This window comes from Streptomyces sp. NPDC052721, from assembly GCF_040678315.1.
GTDB lineage: Bacteria > Actinomycetota > Actinomycetes > Streptomycetales > Streptomycetaceae > Streptomyces.
This window is the reverse complement of record NZ_JBFATL010000062.1, coordinates 1-19,564: the sequence shown is the minus strand read 5'-3', so window position 1 is coordinate 19,564 and position 19,564 is coordinate 1. Positions and strand designations below refer to the sequence as shown.

The following is a 19,564-nucleotide window of genomic DNA, read 5'->3' as shown; positions in this document are numbered from 1 at the left end:
TCCGGCCCGGTGTCAGACCAGGGTCGTGATGCAGAACGGGTGCCCCGCCGGGTCCAGCAGGACCCGCCAGCGGTCCGGCTGCGGCTGGGCCTCCGGCTTGGTCGCGCCCAGCTTCAGCAGACGCTCCTCGGCCGTGTCCAGGTCGTCCACGCCCACCTCGATGTGGGCCTGCTTCTCCTGGGCCGGGTCCGGCCAGGTGGGGCGGCGGTAGTCGGGGAGGCGGTTGAAGCCCAGGCCGGGCGCGCCGTCCTCGCCGCCCAGGAAGACGAACTCGTCGGAGGTGTAGGCGACGGAGAGGCCGAACATCTCGCCGTAGAAACGGGACAGTTCGACCGGGTCGGCGCAGTCGAAGGTGACGGCGGCATAGCGGAACGCGGGCGTTGACGTGGTGTCCGTACTCATGGGGACGACCGTAGGACGTGACCCGGACAGTTCCTGTCCTGGTCGTGCGAGCCGGTGTGGAAAACTTCCGCCCGTGCTCAGCGCCTCCGCCCGTCTGCTCCGCCTGCTCGCGCTGCTCGCCGCCCGGCCCTCCTGGACCTGTGCCGAGCTGGCCGAGCGCATGGCCGTCACCGACCGCACGGTCCGGCGGGACATCGCCAGGCTGCGGGAACTCGGGTACACCGTCGACTCCGACGCCGGCCCCTGGGGCGGTTACCGGCTCCGGGCGGGCTCGCGCGTGCCGCCGCTGATCCTGGACGACGAGGAGGCGCTGGCCGTGGCCGTGGGGCTGCGGGAGGCCGCGTTCGGCGGAGCCCTCGGCGGGGACCAGGCCGCGCTGTCCGCGCTGCTCAAGCTGCGCCAGGTGCTGCCGCCCCGGATCGCCGAGCGGCTGGGGGAGTGGGACGACGCCCTCGTACGGCTTCCCGGGCCGGAGGAGCCGCGGATCCGGCCCGGCATGCTGCTGGAGCTGGCCGCCGCCTGCCGGCGCGGTGAGCGGGCCCGGCTGTCGTACCGCGACGGGCAGGACCGGCACACGGTCCGGGACGTCGATCCGTACCGGCTCGTCCACACCGGCCGGCGCTGGTACTTCGTCGCCCGGGACGTGGCCCGGGGCTGGCGGACCTTCCGGGCCGACCGGGTCGAGCGGCTCCGGTCCACCGGCCGGCCCGTGGAGATCACCGACCCGCCGGACCCGGCCCAGCTCGTCTCCCGCAACACCGCCAACGGCCCCTACCCGCTGTCGGCCACCATCCGGCTGCCGCTGCCCATGGCGGACGCGCTGCGGGTCGTACCCGCCACCGTCGGCACCCACCGCGCCGACGGCCCGGACGCCACCCTCGTGGACATCGGCGGCCCGGACGCGGACGGACTCGCCCGCTATCTGCTGGGCCTCGCCACCCCCCTGCGCGTCCTCGCCCCGGACGCCGTACGACAGGCCCTGGCACGGCGGGCGCGGGAGCTTGCCGAGGAGAACGCGGCTCCGGGTCCGGCGGAGCGAACGGGCGTCAGCGGGAGCGCTCCGCCAGTGTCAGCAACAGGTGAGCGGACTCGGCCCGTTGGAAGTCCGAGTGGGCGCCCGCGGGAGCGAGGCGGGTGAGCCTGCCGCCCCGGTAGAGCCAGCCGGCATCCACATTGACGATGCGGTGGTCCAGTGCCTGCTGCGGATACACGGCGTTCGTGGGGAGCAGCCGGGTGGGGAACGGGGGCACCGGAGCGGCACCGGCACCGGAGTGCCCGATGCCGGGGGCTCCTTCCGCGCGCAGATGCCAGAAGCCGGTGGCCCGGTCCCAGCGGGAGTGCGTCAGGACGAGAGGTCCCCGAAGCGGCGCGCCCGGGGTCTGCCCGGACGGGAACAGCCTGGGGAAGTGGCGGATGAACGCGTCACGGGGAGCAGCCATCTGGAAGACCAGCATGCTGTCGACCGTGAAGGGCTGCCGAGGGTCCCGGGGTGTGCTCCAGCCGAGGACAGGGGGACGCGGCGGCCGGTCGGCCGCCCGCTGCACCGCCTCGCAGAGGAACCGCCCGCCGAAGGAATGTCCCACGAGGTGCAGGTACTGCCCCGAGCGGTTGGCCAGGACCGAGGGGTGGGCCGGATTGGCGCGCCGGTCGTCCAGATAGCCGAGAAGGTGGGCGAGTACGTAGGGGGCCTGGCCGACGCCCTGGGCGCTCATCGCGTGGGCTCGGTCCCGGATCCTGCGGTAGCCCCGCAAAGAGGGCAGGCTGGAGGAGGGCCAGCGGACCACCACGCACCAGGGCCGGTAGCCCGTGACCACACCCGGATACAGTCCTGGCCGAGCGGATCGCAGGTCCAACGCGTGCCGGAGCAGCCGCGCCGCGGTCTGTGTCGCCGTGCCGGGCGCGGTCTGCCAGCCGTGGACGTACACGTAGATGTCGCTCGCCCAGGCGGGGATCCGCAGATGGCGTTCCAGATGTTCGCGGACCCTCGCGGCCGGTACCGGCGTGCTGGTGCCCGGCGCCCGGATCCTCCCCTGTTCGTCCAGGTCGATCTCCGCGGGCCGGGGCAGGGGCCTGGGGCTCGTCCGCGTGCGGGTCACGAGGAGAGGTCCAGTCTGCTGTCGAGACCGCAGTGCAGTGAGTAGGTGAGGGCGAGGGGGTTGCGGAAGTCCTGGGCGAAACGGCGCACCAGTCCCCGGCTGATCTCTCCCGCGGTGTGGTTCCCGCTCAGGTAGAGGTTCAGGAACTCGTACGCGTACTCGCTCGCGAAGTCCTGGGGTATCTCGATCTGCGGTCCCAGCACACCGTCGGCGCCGAACTTGATGAGCGCCCGGCCCAGGTGCTCCAACTGGGGAGCGGCTGCGGGCTGTCCGGCGTGGCACGCGTTGAGCAGGACGAACGGCTTGAAGCGGGTGCGCCCGGTGTACTTGATGCGACTGCGCCTGAGTTCGATGCTGTCGGCGTCGATGTGCCGCTCGTCGGAGAGCCGGAGCACCAGGTGCGGATGGGGCGAACCGTTGTCGACGAAATGGCCGTGGCACCAGAAGTACATGAGGTCTTCGTCGAAATCCGCACCGGACAACGCTTCCAGGAGGGGGCCGGCCTCGGTGCGCACGGTGAGCCTGGAGCGTTCCTCCAGCAGTTTGCGCACGTCGGGTGCTCTGCCGACCGCGTCCAGCTGGGTGTCGGTGTTGAGGCTGGTGATCGCCTGGGCGCGCGAACCCCAGGGGATGTCGCGCATCGGCCACGGACCGCCGGTCTGTTCGATCTGATGCCGGTGGCCGAGGAAGGAGCCCCATGGCCCGCCGTGGTCCCTCGGATCCAGGGAGAGCATGGGCCAGGGGAGATAGATCTCCGAGTCGAAGCTGATCCGCAGTGAACGCTCCCCGCTCAGGACGTCCATGAAGAGCGCCCGCAGCGAGCGCTCCTCGTGGCTGTCGCCGCCGAGCAGGCAGTCGAGCAGGTAGGCGCCCTCCTCGGCCATCTCGCCCGTCAACCGGTCCATCAGATCGGCGCGCGCGGACAGATCCGCGGTCTCGGCGAGCGGGTAGCGGTCCTCTCCGTCGATCGTTTCGGTGTGGCACACCACGCGGTCCCGCCACAGCGTCCGCAGCCTCGCGGCCTTCTGCACCAGGGTCGGGGCCGGTACGGACAGGGAGGCACGAGGCGACCGGGTGCGCACGTGGGGCACAGCCGGTCCCAGGACCAGGAGACTGAGGTCGTCCCCGCCGTTGTGGCGCAGCACGACGTTGAGATCCGGCGGTTCGCTGGGCGGCGGGTTGTTCTCCGAGCCCGTGCGCTGGCGTGGCAGCACCGTGTAGTCGAGCGAGGGATTGTCGCGTATGTCGACCGTCAGGTCGTGGGGCATGGTCGGTCAGCCTCTCCCCGGGGAACTCGGGACAGGGGGTGCGGGGACGTGGACGGTCGCCTCCAGGTCCTGGAGCACCAAGCCGTACTCCTGGTCGTAGACGGTGAACCGGACACGATGCGGGCCGGGTTCCTTGGCGGTGAAGCCGAACCGGGCCGGCTCGGCTCCGGGCACGTACTCCTGCGCGGCCGGCTCGATCACCGCTGCCGTACGTGCTCCCGCCACCAGCAGCAGCGGCGGCAGCTCCGGCGTCGCCGTGCCCCCGGAGCGTTCCAGCCACACCTCGATGGCCGCTGCGGTTCCGACGTCCGGGTCGTCCAGGAGGGTCATGCGGGGCAGCCAGGCGGGCCGCAGCCGGGCCAGCTGGGCGCGGAGCGCCGCCAGGCGCGGATGGTCCGGTCCGAGCACCCGCTCCCAGCGCGTCAGCAACTCGTCGTGGGACGGCTCCGCGTCGTACTGTCCCGCCTCCGCGTGGACGAACGCCAGCATGGTCAGGCTGTCCAGCGTGTCCGGGGCGTCGGGACCGAGGACGTGTGCACGTCCGGCGTGCACCGCCCGCAGCAGCCGTACGGCTCCCTCGGTGTCGCCCGCTTCGGCCATCGCGCGGGCCAGACTCTCCGTCCACGTGGGATAGCCGTCGTCGGCACGTTCCAGACACACCATGACGACCGACCTGGCACGGCCATCGGCGCTCGCGTCCGCCGCTTGCAGGTGAACCTCGGCGATGCCCTCGGGAGTGCCGGGGAACCCCGATCGCTCCAGCAGCCGGGCCCGGTCGGCGAGCGCCGCGCGCTGGACGGCGAGGGCTCCCTCGGGGTCGTCCGCCTGCAGCAGCGCGTAGGCCAGCCCGTCCCGGAACCGGAGCGGGACGCGATGGCGGGGGCCGTACACCCTCGTCGCATCCTCGACGAGCCGTTCGAACTGGGCCACCGCTCGCCTCGGCGGGCCGAACTCGGTGGCCAGCAGCGCGAGCCAGGCGCGGGCGTGCAGGGTCGTGGGGTGATCCTCCGCCAGGACGGTCCGGCAGTCGCGGAGCAACTCCTCCATGACCGCGATGGCCCGCCAGTGATCACCCGCGTCCCGGCACGCGAAGGCCAGGTCCACCCGCCACTCGACGGTACGGGGGTGCAGGGGACTGTGCAGCCGAAGGCCGTCGGCGACCAGCGAGTCCAGTTCGGTCACGGCCTCCTGGTAGGCGCCGGAGAGCCGGAGGACCCGGGTGAGCGCATCGCGTGCGCCGAGCACCCTGACATGGTCGGCGTCGTGCACCCGTAGGAGATCGGCCAGCCGTTCCCGCTGGAGCCGGACGGACCGGGCGAAGTGCCCGGCCGCGCGGTGAGCGAACGCGAGCCTGCCCCGTGCCGCGAACGTGAGCGGGTGGTCAGGTCCCAGGAAACGGACGCAGTCGGCGACGAGCCGTTCGGAGAGACGGATGGCCTCCGCGGTCTCGCCCGACTGCTGACGCACCAGGGCGAGGGTGAGCCGGGCGTTGAGCGTGTCGCGGTGGGAAGCCCCCAGTGTGCGTTCCCGGTCCGCCACCACTGCCACGGCATCGCGCAGGGCGCCGGCGAAGTCGTCGGCGTCGAGCCGGGCGCGGGCCAGCCAGTGCCGTGAGGTGAGGACTTGGGGGTGGTCGCGTTCTTGGACCTGGAGCCGCCGGCCCAGCCAGTGTTCGCGGACCTGGACGGCCCGTTCGTGTTCCGCCGCGCTTCGGTAGGCGTTGGCGAGATTCTCACCGACGATGATCGTGGCCAGGTGGAGGGGGCCCTGGATGCGTTCGCGGTCCGCCACGAGCGCTTCGAACTCGGCGATGGCCCTGCTGTGTTCCTCTGCCAGTTGGTGCGTGAACGCCAGCCAGTTGCGGGCGAGCAACGTCTTGGGATGGTCCGGATGCCGCAGTCGCCCCCAGTCGTCGACGCTCTGCTGGGAGAGAAGCGCCGCTCGCTGGTACTCGCCCGCGTCACGGCAGGCGGCGGCCAGATCGTCGCGGGCGTCGAGGCTGTCGGGGTGATCAGCTCCGTTCAGCCGCGTCCGGGCGGTCCAGAGCGCCTCGAACTCGGCAAGCGCGAGCCGGTACTCCTCGGCGTCGCCGTAGGACTGGGCGAGGCCTCGACGGGCGTCCAGCGTCTGGGGGTGATCTTCTCCCCTGAGGCGGATCCACCGGCTGATCACGTCCTCGAACAGGGACCTGGCCTCGCCGTGGCGCTCGGCGTCCGCATACGTGTGGGCGAGGTTCGCACAGACCACGAGGGTGTCGGGATGGTCGTCGCCGAACACCCGCCGGTAATCGGCCATGAGCGAGGCGAACGCGTCGATCGCGCGCTGGAACTCACCCGCGTACTTGTGGCAGAGGGCCACCTCGTTGCGTGCGATCAGTGTGATCCGGCTGTCCGCGCCGTGGAGCCGGACGCGGTGCCCGAGGACGTCCTCGTAGATCTCGATCGCGCGCCGGTATTCACCGGCGGACCGAAGCGACCAGGCCAGCTGGTCCCTGGCCTCCAGGAGAGCGGGGTGGTCGGCTCCCTGGACGCGCAGGCGGTCCGCGACGAGTGCCTCCCACGCGGAGACCGAACGGTAGTACTCGCCGGCCAGCCGGTACGCCTCGGCGAGCCAGCCTCTGGTGTTGAGGACGTCCTGGTGATCGGCCCCCAGCGCCTGCTCCATCTCTTCGAGGAGCTGCTGGTACAGGCTGATCGCCGCGGCGTAGTCCTGTGCGGCGGTGTGCGCCCCGCCCAGCGCCCGGCGCGTGAGGTACACGTCCCGGTGCCCGGGGCCCAGGACGCGTGCCTGCTCCGCCACCAGGGCGCGGAACTCGGAAACGGCACGCTCCGGGAAACCCGCCAGCTGACGGCAGCGGGCCAGATTCCACCGCGTGTCGAGGACCCGGGGGTGGTCGTCACCCATGATCCGGATCCGGTCGCGCAGGACACGCTCGTACAGAGCGATGGCCTGGCCGTGCTCGGAAGCCGCCTGGTACGCGTAGGCGAGATTCTCGGCGGCGGTCAGTGTGGCGAGGTGGTCCTCCCCCTGAACGCGGGTGCGGTCGTCGAGGAGGTCCTGAAGCTCCACGATCGCCCTGGGGTGATCCCCGGCCAGCTGCCGGGCGTAGGCGAGGGCGTTGCGGGTGGACAGTGTCTCAGGGTGCTCCGGGCCCCGGACCCTGACATAGTCCTCGACCAGGTGCTCGTACTCCGCGAGCGCTTGCGCGTAGTCCGCGAGCGCCCGATGGGCGTACGCGATGTCCGCACGGTAGTCGAGCGTGTCGGGATGGTCGGGGCCCTGGCACCGTTCACTGTCTTCGGCCAGCGATGCGAACTCCGGGAGAGCCGCGGCGGGGCCGTTGGCGTCCATCAGGGCGTAGGCCAGGCTCTGGCGGGTCTTCAGCGTTTCCGGATGGTCCTCGCCCTGGACCCGGCCGCGCTCGGCTCGCAGGGCCGTGTACAGAGAGACGGCCTGCTGCTGGTTGCCCGCCGCCTCATGGGCGGAGGCCAGCCATCCCCTGCTCGTCAGGGTGTCGGGATGGTCGGCGCCCAGGACCCGCTCCCGGTCGGCCACCGCCTGCTCGTACAGCCGCAGCGCCACCTGGTGGTCCCCGGCCCTGCGGTGCGCGTAGGCCAGGTTGTTGCGGCTGGTGAGGGTGTCGGGATCGTCGTCGCCGAGGACGCGCCGGCGGTCCGCGACCACGGCCTCGAACTCCTTCACCGCACGCCGGTACTGACCTGCCATCTGACGCGCGTAGGCGAGGTCGTTGCGGCTGGTGAGGGTGTCGGGATCGTCGTCGCCGAGGACGCGGCGGCGGTCCGCGACCACGGCCTCGAACTCGCGGACGGCGGCCAGGAGGTCGCCGGCCTTGCGGTAGGCGTAGGCGAGCCTGTGCCTGCTGGCCAGCGTGGACTTCGCATCCCTGCCGGAGAGCCGCAGGTGGGTGCGGAAGGCCTCCTGGCACAACCGCACGGCCTTGGCCGGGTCACCGGCCTTCGCGTGCAGTCCGGCCAGGCGGTCCTGGTCGGCGAGGGTGGCGCCGTCGTCCGTACCCAGCAGCCGAAGCTGGTTCTCGACCACGCACTCGACCAGGGGGATGGCCAGCACGTGCTGCTCACGGGCGACGAGTTCGTCGGCCGCGCGCCGGTACATCTCCGTCACCTCGTGACGGGGGGTGCTCGAAGGTCCGGTCTTCGCGAGCGCCTGGATGTGCGGGAGCCACCGCTGCCAGACGCCCCGCTCCGCCTCGCCGTCCATGGCGGACGTGTCGGGGAGTGTTCCGGCCAGAGCCCGTTCGGCTCGACCGCGGATGTCGGCCGCCCTCACGGAAGCCGCGGCACGGAGGGTCTTCTGCATCAGCCGGTGCAGCGAGACGGAGTCCCCGCCCACGCTGACCAGGTTGTAGTCGGCCAGCATGTCGACAGCGGTCCGTGCCTCGGCCTCGCTGTCCGCCAACGACAGGAGCACCCGCACCGGGAGCGCCTCGGGCGCGTACCAGGCCAGTGCCATCAACAGATCCACAGCGGCCGGGCAGCGCTCGCCGATCGCCCGGGAACTGGTGAGCCAGATCTGTGTGATGGCCCGGTCCAGTCCCTCGGACGGCGCGGTCGCCTCCAGTGCGTCGCCCGCGGTGGCGGCCAGCTTCGACCGGTAGGCGGCGAAGGACATGCCTGTCTCGCGTACGTAAGCCGCTGCCTGTGCCAGGGCCAGGGGGAGATGTCCCAGATCCGACGCCAGCAGGCCCGCCTGTCCGCGCTCCGCCGCGGTCGGGCGGCGAGCGGGGAACGCCACGTTGCACAGCAGGTCGACGGCCAGACGCGGGGACAGCACGTCAAGGCTCACCAGGTGCGTCCCAGCACGCCATCCGGCTCGTCGGCGGCTCGTGACGAGCTGGTGGCCGTGGCCTAAGAGCCGGCTCAGGAACGGGTTGACGTGGAGCGGATCGTTGACGTTGTCATAGACGATCAGCCAGCCGGGATGGGCCTGCAGCCACCGCACGGCCCACTCGGTGCGCTCCCTGGCACCGGCATCCAGCGCCCAGTCCGGGTGGATACGGACGGCGAGGTCGGCAAGAGCCGAGGCGATCTGTTCCTCGCTCTCGGCGGTGATCCACCACACCAACGAGTAGTCGGTGAGGTGCGTGTGCGCGTAGTGCAGAGCCAGTGTCGTCTTGCCCACACCGCCGAGGCCGTGAACGGCCGCCGCCTGACAGATCACGCCCGCGCCGGATGTCAGCGACTTACGGAGCCCCTGCAGAGCGTCGGTACGACCGACCAGGCCGTCCTTGGCGGCAGGAAGGTTGTGCAGCCCTGGGGGCGCGGGTAACCAGGCGGTGGCCGCCTTCGCCGCGGCCGAGAGCACCACCGCGCGTTCTTCCAGATGAGGATTGCCGCCCGCGTCGATCGGTCCGGCACGCCACAGGGCGGTCGCCCCATCGGCCTGCCCCAGCAGGTTCTCGGCGGTCAGTGATCCCTGGGCGGTGATCATCGTGGCCATCGGATCCGGATGCCGTCCATGACCGGCAGGGAAGTCCCGGGACGAACGGAACCTGACTCAGGTGAGATCACCACACCCAACGTGCCCCCCGATGCCACCGCCCCGTGCCCGCCGGAGTCTCCCGGCGGGCATCAACCGTACTGAAACGGCTGCGAGTTGTCACGGCCGAGGGCCCGCGCCCTGGGGATTTCAGGACGCGGAGCCTCGCGTGCACAGCCGTCAGAGCTTCTCGGGCGTGCGGATGCCCAGCAGGGCCATGCCCCGGTGCAGGGTGCGGGCCGTGACGTCGCACAGGAAGAGGCGGTTCTCCACCTGCGCCGGGGTCTCGGCGCGCAGCACCGGGCACTTGTCGTAGAAGGACGTGTACAGCGACGCCAGCTGGTACAGGTACGCCGCCAGCTTGTGCGGGGCGTACTCCGTGGCCGCCTCCCGCACCGTCTCCGCGAAGGAGTCCAGGTGCAGGCCGAGGGCACGCTCGGCGTCCGCCAGGGCCAGCTCCGGGTGGGCCGCCGGGGAGACCTCGCCGGCCTTGCGGAGGATCGACTGGATACGGGCGTACGCGTACTGGAGGTAGACGGACGTGTCGCCGTTCAGCGAGACCATCTGGTCCAGGTCGAACTTGTAGTCCCGGTTCGCCGACGTCGACAGGTCCGCGTACTTCACCGCGCCGATGCCCACCTGGGCGCCCCGCTCGGCGATCTCCTCGTCGGACAGGTCCTGCGCCTTCTCCCGTACGACGGTGGAGGCACGGTCGATCGCCTCGTCCAGCAGGTCGACCAGCCGGACCGTCTCGCCCTCACGGGTCTTGAACGGCTTGCCGTCCTTGCCGAGGACCGTGCCGAAGGCCAGCTGCACCGCCGTCACGTCGTCGTTCAGCCAGCCGGCCCGGCGGGCGGTCTCGAAGACCATCCGGAAGTGCAGGGCCTGCCGGGCGTCCACCACGTAGAGGAGGGTGTCCGCCTTGAGGTTGAAGACGCGGTCCCGGATCGCCGAGAGGTCGGTGGCCGCGTAGCCGTAGCCGCCGTCCGACTTCTGCACGATCAGCGGGACCGGATTGCCGTCCGGGCCCTTGACGTCGTCGAAGAAGACGCACAGGGCGCCCTCGGAGCGGACCGCGACACCCGACTCCTCCAGGAGGCGGCAGGTCTCGGCCAGCATGTCGTTGTAACCGGACTCGCCGACGATGTCCGCGTCCCGGATCTCCATGTCCAGCTTCTCGAAGACGGAGAAGAAGTAGATCTTGGACTCGTCCACGAACTTCTGCCACACGGCGAGCGTGTGCGGGTCCCCGGCCTGGAGGTCCACGACCCGGCGCCGGGCCCGCGTCTTGAACTCCTCGTCGGAGTCGAACTTCTTCCGCGCGGCCTTGTAGAGGCGGTCGAGGTTCGACATCGCCTCCTCACCCGTCACCTGGGCGTCCTTGTGGTCCAGCTCGTGCGGGTGCTCGTCCAGGTACTGGATGAGCATGCCGAACTGGGTGCCCCAGTCGCCGATGTGGTGCCGGCGGATCACGTTCTCGCCGGTGAACTCCAGCAGCTGCACCACCGAGTCGCCGATCACCGCACTCCGCAGGTGACCGACGTGCATCTCCTTCGCCACGTTCGGCTGCGCGTAGTCGATCACCGTCGTACCGGGCCGCTCGGCGTACGGCACGCCGAGGCGGCCCGTCTCGTCCGCGTACCGCGCGGCCAGGTTCCCGGTGATCGCCTTGTCCGCGATCGTGATGTTGAGGAAGCCGGGCCCGGAGACCTCGACGTCCTCGATCACGTCACCCGTCACCACCCGGGAGACGACCTGGGCCGCCAGCTCCCGGGGGTTCGCCTTCGCCTTCTTGGCCAGGGCCAGGATGCCGTTGGCCTGGAAGTCGGCCCGGTCGCTTCGTCGCAGCAGCGGGTCCGCGCCGGCGGCCTGAGGCAGGGTGGCCGAGAGGGCGGACGCGAGGTGCTGCTGGACGTTGTCGCTGAGGGACGTGACCGAGGCCATAGGAGTGGGTGCCGTTCTCCTCGTGGGGATGGATAGACCCAGCCAGTATCCCACGGGGGGTAAAGCCGTTTTCCCGGGCGCGATCCGGTCTGTGAGAATGGAGTGTCACCCCGTTCAGAAAGAAGGACGTGCCGATCGTGGCTCAGAGCACCGAGACCACCGACTGGGTCTCCCGTTTCGCGGATGAGGTCATCGAGGAGTCGGAGCGCCGGGCCCCGGGCAAACCGGTCGTCGTCGCGTCCGGACTCTCCCCCTCCGGGCCGATCCACCTCGGGAACCTCCGCGAGGTCATGACCCCGCACCTCGTCGCCGACGAGATCCGCCGCCGCGGCCACCAGGTCCGGCACCTGATCTCCTGGGACGACTACGACCGTTACCGCAAGGTCCCGGCCGGCGTCGCGGGCATCGACGAGTCGTGGGCCGAGCACATCGGCAAGCCGCTGACGTCCGTCCCGGCGCCGAAGGGATCGCCCCACCCGAACTGGGCCGAGCACTTCAAGGCCGCGATGATCGAGTCGCTGGCCCAGCTCGGCGTCGAGTTCGACGGGATCAGCCAGACCGAGCAGTACACCTCCGGCGCCTACCGCGAGCAGATCCTGCACGCCATGAGGCACCGGAACGACATCGACGCGATCCTCGCCCAGTACCGCACGAAGAAGGCCCCGAAGAAGCAGCAGCAGAAGCCGGTCGACGAGGCCGAGCTGGAGGCCGAGGAGGGCTCCGGCGCCGCGTCCGAGGACGACGGCAGCTCCGGCTCCGCCGGGTACTTCCCGTACAAGCCGTACTGCGGCAACTGCGGCAAGGACCTGACGACGGTCACCTCCTACGACGACGACAGCACCGAGCTGTCGTACACCTGCACCGCGTGCGGCTTCGCCGAGACCGTCCGGCTCAGCGAGTTCAACCGCGGCAAGCTGGTCTGGAAGGTCGACTGGCCGATGCGCTGGGCGTACGAGGGCGTGATCTTCGAACCGAGCGGAGTCGACCACTCCTCGCCGGGGTCCAGCTTCCAGGTCGGCGGCCAGATCGTCGGCATCTTCGGCGGCAAGCAGCCCATCGGCCCCATGTACGCCTTCGTCGGCATCTCCGGCATGGCGAAGATGTCCTCCTCGCGGGGCGGGGTCCCGACTCCGGCCGACGCGCTGAAGATCATGGAGCCGCAGCTCCTGCGCTGGCTGTACGCCCGCCGCAGGCCCAACCAGTCCTTCAAGATCGCCTTCGACCAGGAGATCCAGCGGCTGTACGACGAGTGGGACAAGCTCGCCGCCAAGGTCGCCGACGGCTCCGCCCTGCCCGGCGACGTGGCCGCGTACACCCGCGCCGTGGGCACCGCCGCCGGTGAGCTGCCGAAGACACCGCGACCGCTGCCGTACCGCACGCTCGCGTCCGTCGCCGACATCACCGCCGGGCACGAGGACCAGGCCCTGCGGATCCTTTCCGAGCTCGACCCGGAGCAGCCGCTGGCCTCCCTGGACGAGGTACGGCCCCGGTACGACAGGGCCGAGGCCTGGATCAACACGCACGTCGCCGCCGACCAGCGGACCATCGTGCGCGACGAGCCCGACGCCGAGCTGTTGAAGTCCCTCGACGAGGCGTCCCAGCAGTCCGTACGCCTGCTGCTCGACGGGCTCGCCGACCACTGGTCGCTCGACGGGCTGACCCACCTCGTGTACGGCGTGCCCAAGGTGCAGGCCGGGTTCTCCGCCGACGCCACGCCCAAGGAGCTGCCGGCCGAGATCAAGACGGCTCAGCGGTCGTTCTTCGCCCTCCTGTACCACCTGCTCGTCGGCCGGGACACCGGGCCCCGGCTGCCCACGCTGCTGCTGGCCGTCGGGCAGGACCGGGTGCGGCGCCTGCTCGGGGAGTAAGCGGTACGAAAAGAGGGGCCCTCCGCCGGCGGAGGGCCCCTTCTTCATGCCGTTTTCACACCGTCACGCGATGTGGTCCTCTTCCAGCTCCGCGTTGAAGCGGTTGGTGAAGCGGTTGACCATGCGGTCGGCATCACGCGAGGGCAGCGTGATGCCGAACGTCGCCTCCACCGCCTCGCCGAACTGGTGCGGGGTGGGCAAGCTGCCGTCGATCGACTTGCGGAAGACCTGGTAGTAGTCCTCCTCCGTCGGGTCCGGCTGGGGGATGCCGCCGCCCTCGCCCAGCTCGCGGGTGCGGTTCGGGCCCACCGGGATGGGGAAGCTGCCGGTCTCCTCGGGGGACGGCTGCTGGAACTGCTCCGGCGGCTGGTCCTCGTACCAGCCCTCGTACTGCTCCTCGGGGGCGTACTGGGGTTCCTGGAGCATGGGGTCGTAGGTGGGGTCGTAGCCGCCGTGGTACTCCACTTCGCGCGGAGCCTGGAACCAGGGGCTCTCCTCGTCCACCGGGGCGCTGTCCGGCTGCCCCGGGTTCTGGCGGGGCAACTCGGGGCGCTGCCCGCGGGGAGGTACCGCCTGCTGTGGGACGGGTGCCGCCCCAGCGGCACGACCGCCCGCAGCCACGGCAGGTATCAGGGCCGGTTCTATGCCCGCCGCCGCGAGCCCCGCCGGGGCCGTTTCCGCCAGGGGGACGCCGTACCGCGCCAGCCTCAGCGGCATCAGGGACTCCACCGGAGCCTTGCGGCGCCAGGCACGGCCGAAGCGGGACCGCAGGCGGGCCTGGTAGACGAGACGTTCCTGCTCCAGCTTGATGACCTGGTCGTAGGAGCGCAGCTCCCACAGCTTCATGCGGCGCCACAGCAGGAACGTGGGCACCGGGGAGAGGAGCCAGCGGGTGAGGCGGACCCCCTCCATGTGCTTGTCGGCCGTGATGTCGGCGATCCGGCCGATCGCGTGCCGGGCCGCCTCGACCGCCACGACGAACAGCACCGGGATCACCGCGTGCATCCCGACACCCAGCGGGTCCGGCCAGGCGGCGGCGCCGTTGAACGCGATCGTCGCCGCCGTCAGCAGCCACGCCGTCTGACGCAGCAGCGGGAAGGGGATGCGGATCCAGGTCAGCAGCAGGTCCAGGGCGAGGAGGACACAGATGCCTGCGTCGATGCCCACCGGGAACACATAGGAGAAGTTCCCGAAGCCCTTCTTGATGGCCAGCTCCCGGACGGCCGCGTACGAACCGGCGAAGCCGATGCCGGCGATGATCAACGCGCCGGTCACGACCACGCCGATGAGCACGCGGTGCATCCGAGTCAGCTGCAGTGGCGCGGCCACTCGTACTCCCCTCCCATTGCGTGTTGTTGCGCGCAACAGAGTGGCACACGTGTGCGGCGAACGTGATGCCGGTCAGCCGCGACGGCCTCCGGTCAGCTCTTCTTCGCGGCCGACGTGGACGCAGACGCGCCGGCGGAGGCCGGCTTGGAGGGGGACTTCGAAGGAGCCTTGGAGGGCGACGCCGACTTGGACGGGGACGTCGGCGAAGTCGCCGTACCGCCCGCCCCGTTGGCGGAGGAGACCGACGCCACGGCCTCCTTCAGGGCCTTCTCCGCGGCCTTCGTCAGGTCGTCGGCGTCCGGAGTCTTCTCGCCCGCGAGACCGGCGCCGTTGTAGTCGACCGTCACGACGACGTTCTCGACCCGGGCGACGACCGTCTGCTGCTTGAAGAGGCCTTCCTTCTTCTTCAGGTCGTAGCGCACGGCCGTCGCCTCCGCGCCCGTCCCGGACAGCGGTATCGCCTTGGTGTTCTTCGCGCCGTCGACCGCCTGCGCGTCCTTCACCTGCTGGGCGTAGAACGTGTGCGCCTGCTCGTCACCGGAGCCGCGCGTCACGTCCGAGTCGAAACGGAGCAGGGAGACGTTCAGCCAGCGGAACTGGGAACCCTTGACGCCGTTGTTGTCCAGGCTGTTCCAGGAGCAGGAGGCGCGCGACGACGGCTCGTCCGAGCCGCCCTTCCTGCCGGACTTCGCGCTCTTCGGGACCAGATCGGTCAGCGTCTTCTTCGACAGCACCGCGCACGCGTCGGGAAGCTTCTCGTACGCCGCCGCCTGCACGGTCGGGGACGCGCTCGCCGACGGCTGCGAGCTGCCGCCCCCCGCCGACTGCGCGCCGCTCTCGCCACCGGACTTGGCCTTGGAGTCACCCGAGTCGGAGGAGCACGCGGCGGTGATCAGAACCGCGGGAACGGCTGCCGCGCAGACAAGAACGCGGCGAAGGCGCTTGGCTCGCTGGTGTCGCTGGGCACGGTCGTCTCGCTGGGCTGCTCGCTGCATGGTTCCTTCACTCATGACGCTCGGTGTTCGTGCGGGTTCCTGCGGGGCCACGGTACGCGGTGAAGGAGCTGTGCGGTTTCCGTTCGCGCGCTTCGCGGACGGGGACGGGTGGGACCGGTGAGGCCGTCAGCCGCCCAGCGTGTCATCCAGTAGAGAGGCCAGATTACGGGCCCTGTCCTGCATTTCCTTGCTGTCCGGGACCGTTCCCGTCGCCATCGGCTGCTCCTCGTACTGGATGGTGACGATGACGTTGGACGTGCGGAACACCACAGTCACCGTCCGCTGTTCGGCCGTCGAACCGGACGTGCTGAGCCGGTCGTCCAGATACGCCTCGTCACCGAGGTCGGCGAGCGTGCGCGGCTGGAGATCGGTGGGCGTGGCACCGGAGGACGCACCAGAGGACTCGGAGGAGCCCGACGAGGCAGGGGAGTTGGACGAAGAAGGCTTCGTCGCGCCCGGGGAGGCCGCGCCGCCGGCGGAGCCCTTCGCCGACGAGGACGCGGACGAGGACGAGGTGGGCGTCGGGGACGAGGCCGGCGGCGCCGAGGAAGCCGTCGGCGCCGGGAGGTCGGCGGCCGTCTCCTTCTCCAGGAACAGCTTCTGCGCCTGGTCGTCGTCGCTGACCGCGTTGTCGTACGACACCACGCGCTCGAAGTCGACGGACAGGCGGTCCGTGGCGTCGGCCGACTCGACCTTCCAGCGGCAGCCGACCTTGCGGTCCGTGTCGTAGGTGAGCGCGGCCTCGCCCTGGTAGGCCTTGTCCCGCTGGGCCGGGTCGGTGATCTGCTGGATACCGGGCAGCAGCGCGTCCAGGGTGTCGTGACCGACCGCGCCGCAGGGTTCCGGGAGCGTGCGGTACTTGCCGGGCTGGGCGGCGGGCGCGGCCGTGCCGGCGTCGCCCGGGTTGGCGTTGTCCGCCGGGCCCTTGTCCCCGGAGCCGCTCGTGCAGCCGGCCAGCAGCGCCGCGAGGAGGGCGGCGGTGCCGGTTACGTACGCCTTCCGCTGCACGGTCGGGCTCCTCTCGACGATGTGCGATCGCTGGTGCTCCAGTGTCCCCGCTGGTTATTCGCTTGCCGCGGCGGGGCGCCACCTGGAGACAATGTGTATCGCACGCACTGCCGTGGACGCCGGTCCCTTGTCCCTTTTCATCGACCTTGGCGCCGCTTTTGCGTTTTGCTTCTTTTGAGCCTTTTGTTGTCGTTTCCGGGGGAATGAGGAACGTATGTCGTACGTGGAGATGCCGGGCGCCAAGGTCCCGATCCGGATGTGGACGGACCCGGCGACGGTCGAGGACGTGGCCCTGCGCCAGCTCCAGAACGTGGCGACCCTGCCGTGGATCAAGGGCCTGGCCGTGATGCCGGACGTGCACTACGGCAAGGGCGCCACGGTCGGCTCGGTCATCGCGATGCGGGGCGCGGTGTGCCCGGCGGCGGTCGGGGTGGACATCGGCTGCGGGATGTCGGCGGTGAAGACGTCCCTGACGGCGAACGACCTCCCCGGGGACCTGTCGCGGCTGCGCTCGAAGATCGAGCAGGCCATTCCGGTGGGGCGGGGGATGCACGACGATCCGGTCGAGCCGGGGGACTTCCCCGGGCTGGCCACGGCGGGGTGGGAGGACTTCTGGGGGCGGTTCGACGGGGTCGCGGAGGCGGTGCACTTCCGTAGAAGCCGAGCAATCGGACAAATGGGGACACTCGGGTCCGGGAACCACTTTGTAGAGGTTTGCGTAAGTGAAGACGATTCAGTCTGGCTCATGCTCCACTCCGGGTCCCGGAACATCGGCAAGGAACTCGCCGAGCACCACATCGGTGTGGCTCAGAAACTCCCGCACAACCAGGGCCTGGTCGACCGGGACCTCGCCGTCTTCGTCGCGGACACCCCGCAGATGGCGGCCTACCGCAATGATCTGTTCTGGGCGCAGGAGTACGCCAAGTACAACCGCACGCTCATGATGGCGCTCCTGAAGGACGTGATCCGTAAGGAGTTCAAGAAGGCGAAGCCAACCTTCGAGCCGGAGATCTCCTGCCATCACAACTATGTGGCGGAGGAGCGGTACGAGGGCATGGACCTGCTCGTGACCCGCAAGGGGGCGATCCGGGCCGGCTCCGGTGAGTACGGGATCATCCCGGGTTCGATGGGCACGGGCTCGTACATCGTGAAGGGGCTCGGTAACGAGCGGTCCTTCAACTCGGCCTCGCACGGCGCGGGTCGGCGCATGAGCCGGAACGCGGCCAAGCGGCGCTTCTCGACCAAGGACCTGGAGGAGCAGACCCGGGGCGTGGAGTGCCGCAAGGACTCCGGTGTCGTGGACGAGATCCCCGGTGCCTACAAGTCCATCGAGCAGGTCATCGACCAGCAGCGGGACTTGGTCCAGGTCGTGGCGAAGCTGAAGCAGGTCGTCTGCGTCAAGGGGTGACGCGAAGGGGTCTCCGGCTGGAGCCGGAGACCCCCTCGTCATGCCGATTCCCGGCGTAGTCCGTGGACCGCTTTCACTCGGTGACGCTGCTGTCGTACGGCGTCAGGTGCTTGAACCTGTACGCCCGTCCCCCGGCTCCAGTGAGTCCAGCCAGCGCAGCAGGCGGGCTCCCTCTCTGGTCATGATGTCGGGGTCGCGGAGGGCGTTGGTCAGGAGGGACATGCCCTGGTAGGCCGCGATCAGGGTGAGGGCGTGGTCGTCGGGGTCGGGGATGCCCCAGGTGCGGAACTGGCCGGCGGTCCAGTCCAGGAGGCGGCGGATCACCGCTCCGGCCTCCGCGTCCAGCGTGCCGTCCGCGCGTTTGTCCAGTTCGACGGCCAGGGTGCCGGTGGGGCAGCCGTGGCGGGCGGCGGCCTCCCGCTGGGCGATCCAGGCTTCGACCAGGGCCTTGAGGCGGTCGCGCGGGGTCGGCAGCCGGTCCAGTCCGCCGGTGAGTTCCTCCAGGTGGGCACGGTGCTCCGCGAGCGCCGCCTGGACGAGTTCGTCCTTGGTCTTGAAGTAGTAGTAGACGTTCCCGACCGGGACGTCGGCCTCGCGGGCGATGTCGGCGAGGGTGGTGCGCTCGACGCCCTGCTCGTGCAGGACCCGGGCCGCCGCAGCCGTGAGCCGCCGGCGCTTCTGTGACGCCCGTGCCCGCCGATCCACTGAGTTTGTCACCTGACTGACTATAGACAGCCGGGGGTGGAGGTCTGCTAGGTTCCGAGTTAGTTAGTCAGCTGACTCATTAGGGGGTTCGTGATGATCGCTGTGACCGGTGCCACCGGGAACGTCGGGCGTGTGCTGGTGGAGCTGCTGGCAGCGGCCGGTGAGGAGGTCGTGGCCGTGTCGCGGCGGCCGGGAACCGCGCCGTCCGGGTCCGGGGTGCGGTGGGTCCAGGGCGGAGCCGGGGACGCGGCGAGCATGCGGACCGCCCTCGACGGTGCCCGCGCCGTGTTCCTCGTCCTGGGGGGCGGGCTGAACTTCCGGGGGGAGAGCCCCGACGCCCTGCTCCATGCGGTCGCGGACGCCGGGACCGGGCGGATCGTGCTGGTGTCCTCACAGGTCAGCGCCACCCGGCCCGACGCGCCCTCGCACGCCCGGCTGCGGGCTTTCGAGGCCGCGGTACGCGCGTCCGGGCAGGAGTTCACCATCCTGCGCCCCGGTGGATTCGCCTCCAACGCCCTCGCCTGGGCCGAGTCGGTCCGCGCCGAGCGCACCGTCTTCGCCCCCTTCGGCGATGTCGCGCTGCCCGTGGTCGACCCGGCGGACATCGCCGCCGTGGCCGCCGCCGCGCTGTGCGAGGACGGGCACGCCGGCCGGGTGTACGAGCTGACCGGGCCCCAGCCCATCAGTCCGCGCGAGCAGGCCGAGGTCATCGCCGCGGCCCTCGGCGAGAAGGTGACCTTCGTGGAGCTGTCCCGTGAGGCGGCGCACGCGGGGATGGCGCGGTTCATGCCGGAGCAGGTCGTCGCCGGCACCCTGGACGTCCTCGGGGCACCGCTGCCGGCCGAGCGCAGGGCCGGGCCGGACGTGGAGGCCGTCCTGGGCCGCCCGGCCGCGCCCTTCGCCGCGTGGGTCGCGCGGAACCTGCCGGCGTTCGCCTAGGCCCTGTCGTCAAACTCCCGTCTGCCGCGCGACGCCATGCACGCACTCTCGCCGCACCGGGCCCCGACCCAAGTACATCCAGTAC

General features: G+C 70.7%; 13 protein-coding genes. 4 read left to right on the top strand and 9 right to left on the bottom strand.

All coding sequences use genetic code 11. The features are described from left to right. Positions 1 to 12: 12 nt before the first annotated feature. Complete coding sequence (locus tag AB0L21_RS36690; RefSeq protein WP_365710217.1) at positions 13 to 402, bottom strand: VOC family protein; 390 nt, start codon at positions 400 to 402, stop codon at positions 13 to 15. Between the two features lie 73 nt (positions 403 to 475). Between AB0L21_RS36690 and AB0L21_RS36685 the strand changes: the two genes are divergently transcribed. Next, entirely contained in the window at positions 476 to 1,540 is a 1,065-nt protein-coding gene (locus AB0L21_RS36685; RefSeq protein ID WP_365710219.1) for a YafY family protein, read from the top strand. On the opposite strand, the gene AB0L21_RS36680 is transcribed toward AB0L21_RS36685, so the two are convergent. The 4 genes from AB0L21_RS36680 to argS all read right to left on the bottom strand — a co-directional run bounded on the left by AB0L21_RS36680 (position 1,449) and on the right by argS (position 11,227). Next, the gene (locus AB0L21_RS36680; RefSeq protein WP_365788447.1) at positions 1,449 to 2,498 is read right to left on the bottom strand and encodes a hypothetical protein; all 1,050 of its coding nucleotides are present in this window, start codon (positions 2,496 to 2,498) and stop codon (positions 1,449 to 1,451) included. The genes AB0L21_RS36685 and AB0L21_RS36680 overlap by 92 nt on opposite strands. Beyond that, the gene (locus tag AB0L21_RS36675) at positions 2,495 to 3,766 is read right to left on the bottom strand and encodes a CHAT domain-containing protein (RefSeq protein WP_365710223.1); all 1,272 of its coding nucleotides are present in this window, start codon (positions 3,764 to 3,766) and stop codon (positions 2,495 to 2,497) included. The genes AB0L21_RS36680 and AB0L21_RS36675 overlap by 4 nt, the downstream gene beginning before the upstream one ends. 6 nt (positions 3,767 to 3,772) lie before the next feature. Further along, a complete protein-coding gene (gene fxsT / locus AB0L21_RS36670; protein ID WP_365788446.1) occupies positions 3,773 to 9,244 on the bottom strand; it encodes an FxSxx-COOH system tetratricopeptide repeat protein in 5,472 nt (1,823 codons plus the stop codon). Positions 9,245 to 9,463: 219 nt separating this feature from the next. After that, positions 9,464 to 11,227 (bottom strand): arginine--tRNA ligase, encoded by a 1,764-nt coding sequence (argS, locus tag AB0L21_RS36665; RefSeq protein WP_365788445.1) that lies wholly within the window; start codon positions 11,225 to 11,227, stop codon positions 9,464 to 9,466. 128 nt (positions 11,228 to 11,355) lie between these two features. On the opposite strand from argS, the gene lysS reads away from it, so the two are divergent. Further along, positions 11,356 to 13,095, top strand: coding sequence for a lysine--tRNA ligase (gene lysS / locus AB0L21_RS36660; RefSeq protein WP_365788444.1), 1,740 nt, complete (start codon positions 11,356 to 11,358; stop codon positions 13,093 to 13,095). Positions 13,096 to 13,158: 63 nt separating this feature from the next. On the opposite strand, the gene AB0L21_RS36655 is transcribed toward lysS, so the two are convergent. The 3 genes from AB0L21_RS36655 to AB0L21_RS36645 all read right to left on the bottom strand — a co-directional run bounded on the left by AB0L21_RS36655 (position 13,159) and on the right by AB0L21_RS36645 (position 16,427). After that, positions 13,159 to 14,397, bottom strand: coding sequence for a DUF2637 domain-containing protein (locus AB0L21_RS36655; protein WP_365710244.1), 1,239 nt, complete (start codon positions 14,395 to 14,397; stop codon positions 13,159 to 13,161). A gap of 119 nt (positions 14,398 to 14,516) precedes the next feature. Beyond that, positions 14,517 to 15,419, bottom strand: coding sequence for a DUF3558 family protein (locus tag AB0L21_RS36650; RefSeq protein WP_365788443.1), 903 nt, complete (start codon positions 15,417 to 15,419; stop codon positions 14,517 to 14,519). Between the two features lie 126 nt (positions 15,420 to 15,545). Next, a complete protein-coding gene (locus tag AB0L21_RS36645) occupies positions 15,546 to 16,427 on the bottom strand; it encodes a DUF3558 domain-containing protein (RefSeq protein WP_365710232.1) in 882 nt (293 codons plus the stop codon). 214 nt (positions 16,428 to 16,641) lie between these two features. Here AB0L21_RS36645 and AB0L21_RS36640 point away from each other — a divergent pair, with 214 nt between their 5' ends. Continuing rightward, a complete protein-coding gene (locus tag AB0L21_RS36640) occupies positions 16,642 to 17,835 on the top strand; it encodes an RtcB family protein (protein WP_365788442.1) in 1,194 nt (397 codons plus the stop codon). Between the two features lie 102 nt (positions 17,836 to 17,937). Here AB0L21_RS36640 and AB0L21_RS36635 read toward each other — a convergent pair whose 3' ends face one another. Next, positions 17,938 to 18,540 (bottom strand): TetR/AcrR family transcriptional regulator, encoded by a 603-nt coding sequence (locus AB0L21_RS36635; protein ID WP_365710246.1) that lies wholly within the window; start codon positions 18,538 to 18,540, stop codon positions 17,938 to 17,940. 93 nt (positions 18,541 to 18,633) lie between these two features. On the opposite strand from AB0L21_RS36635, the gene AB0L21_RS36630 reads away from it, so the two are divergent. Next, positions 18,634 to 19,479, top strand: a complete 846-nt coding sequence (locus AB0L21_RS36630; RefSeq protein ID WP_365788441.1) for an NAD(P)H-binding protein — start codon at positions 18,634 to 18,636, stop codon at positions 19,477 to 19,479. The last annotated feature ends 85 nt before the right edge of the window (positions 19,480 to 19,564 follow it).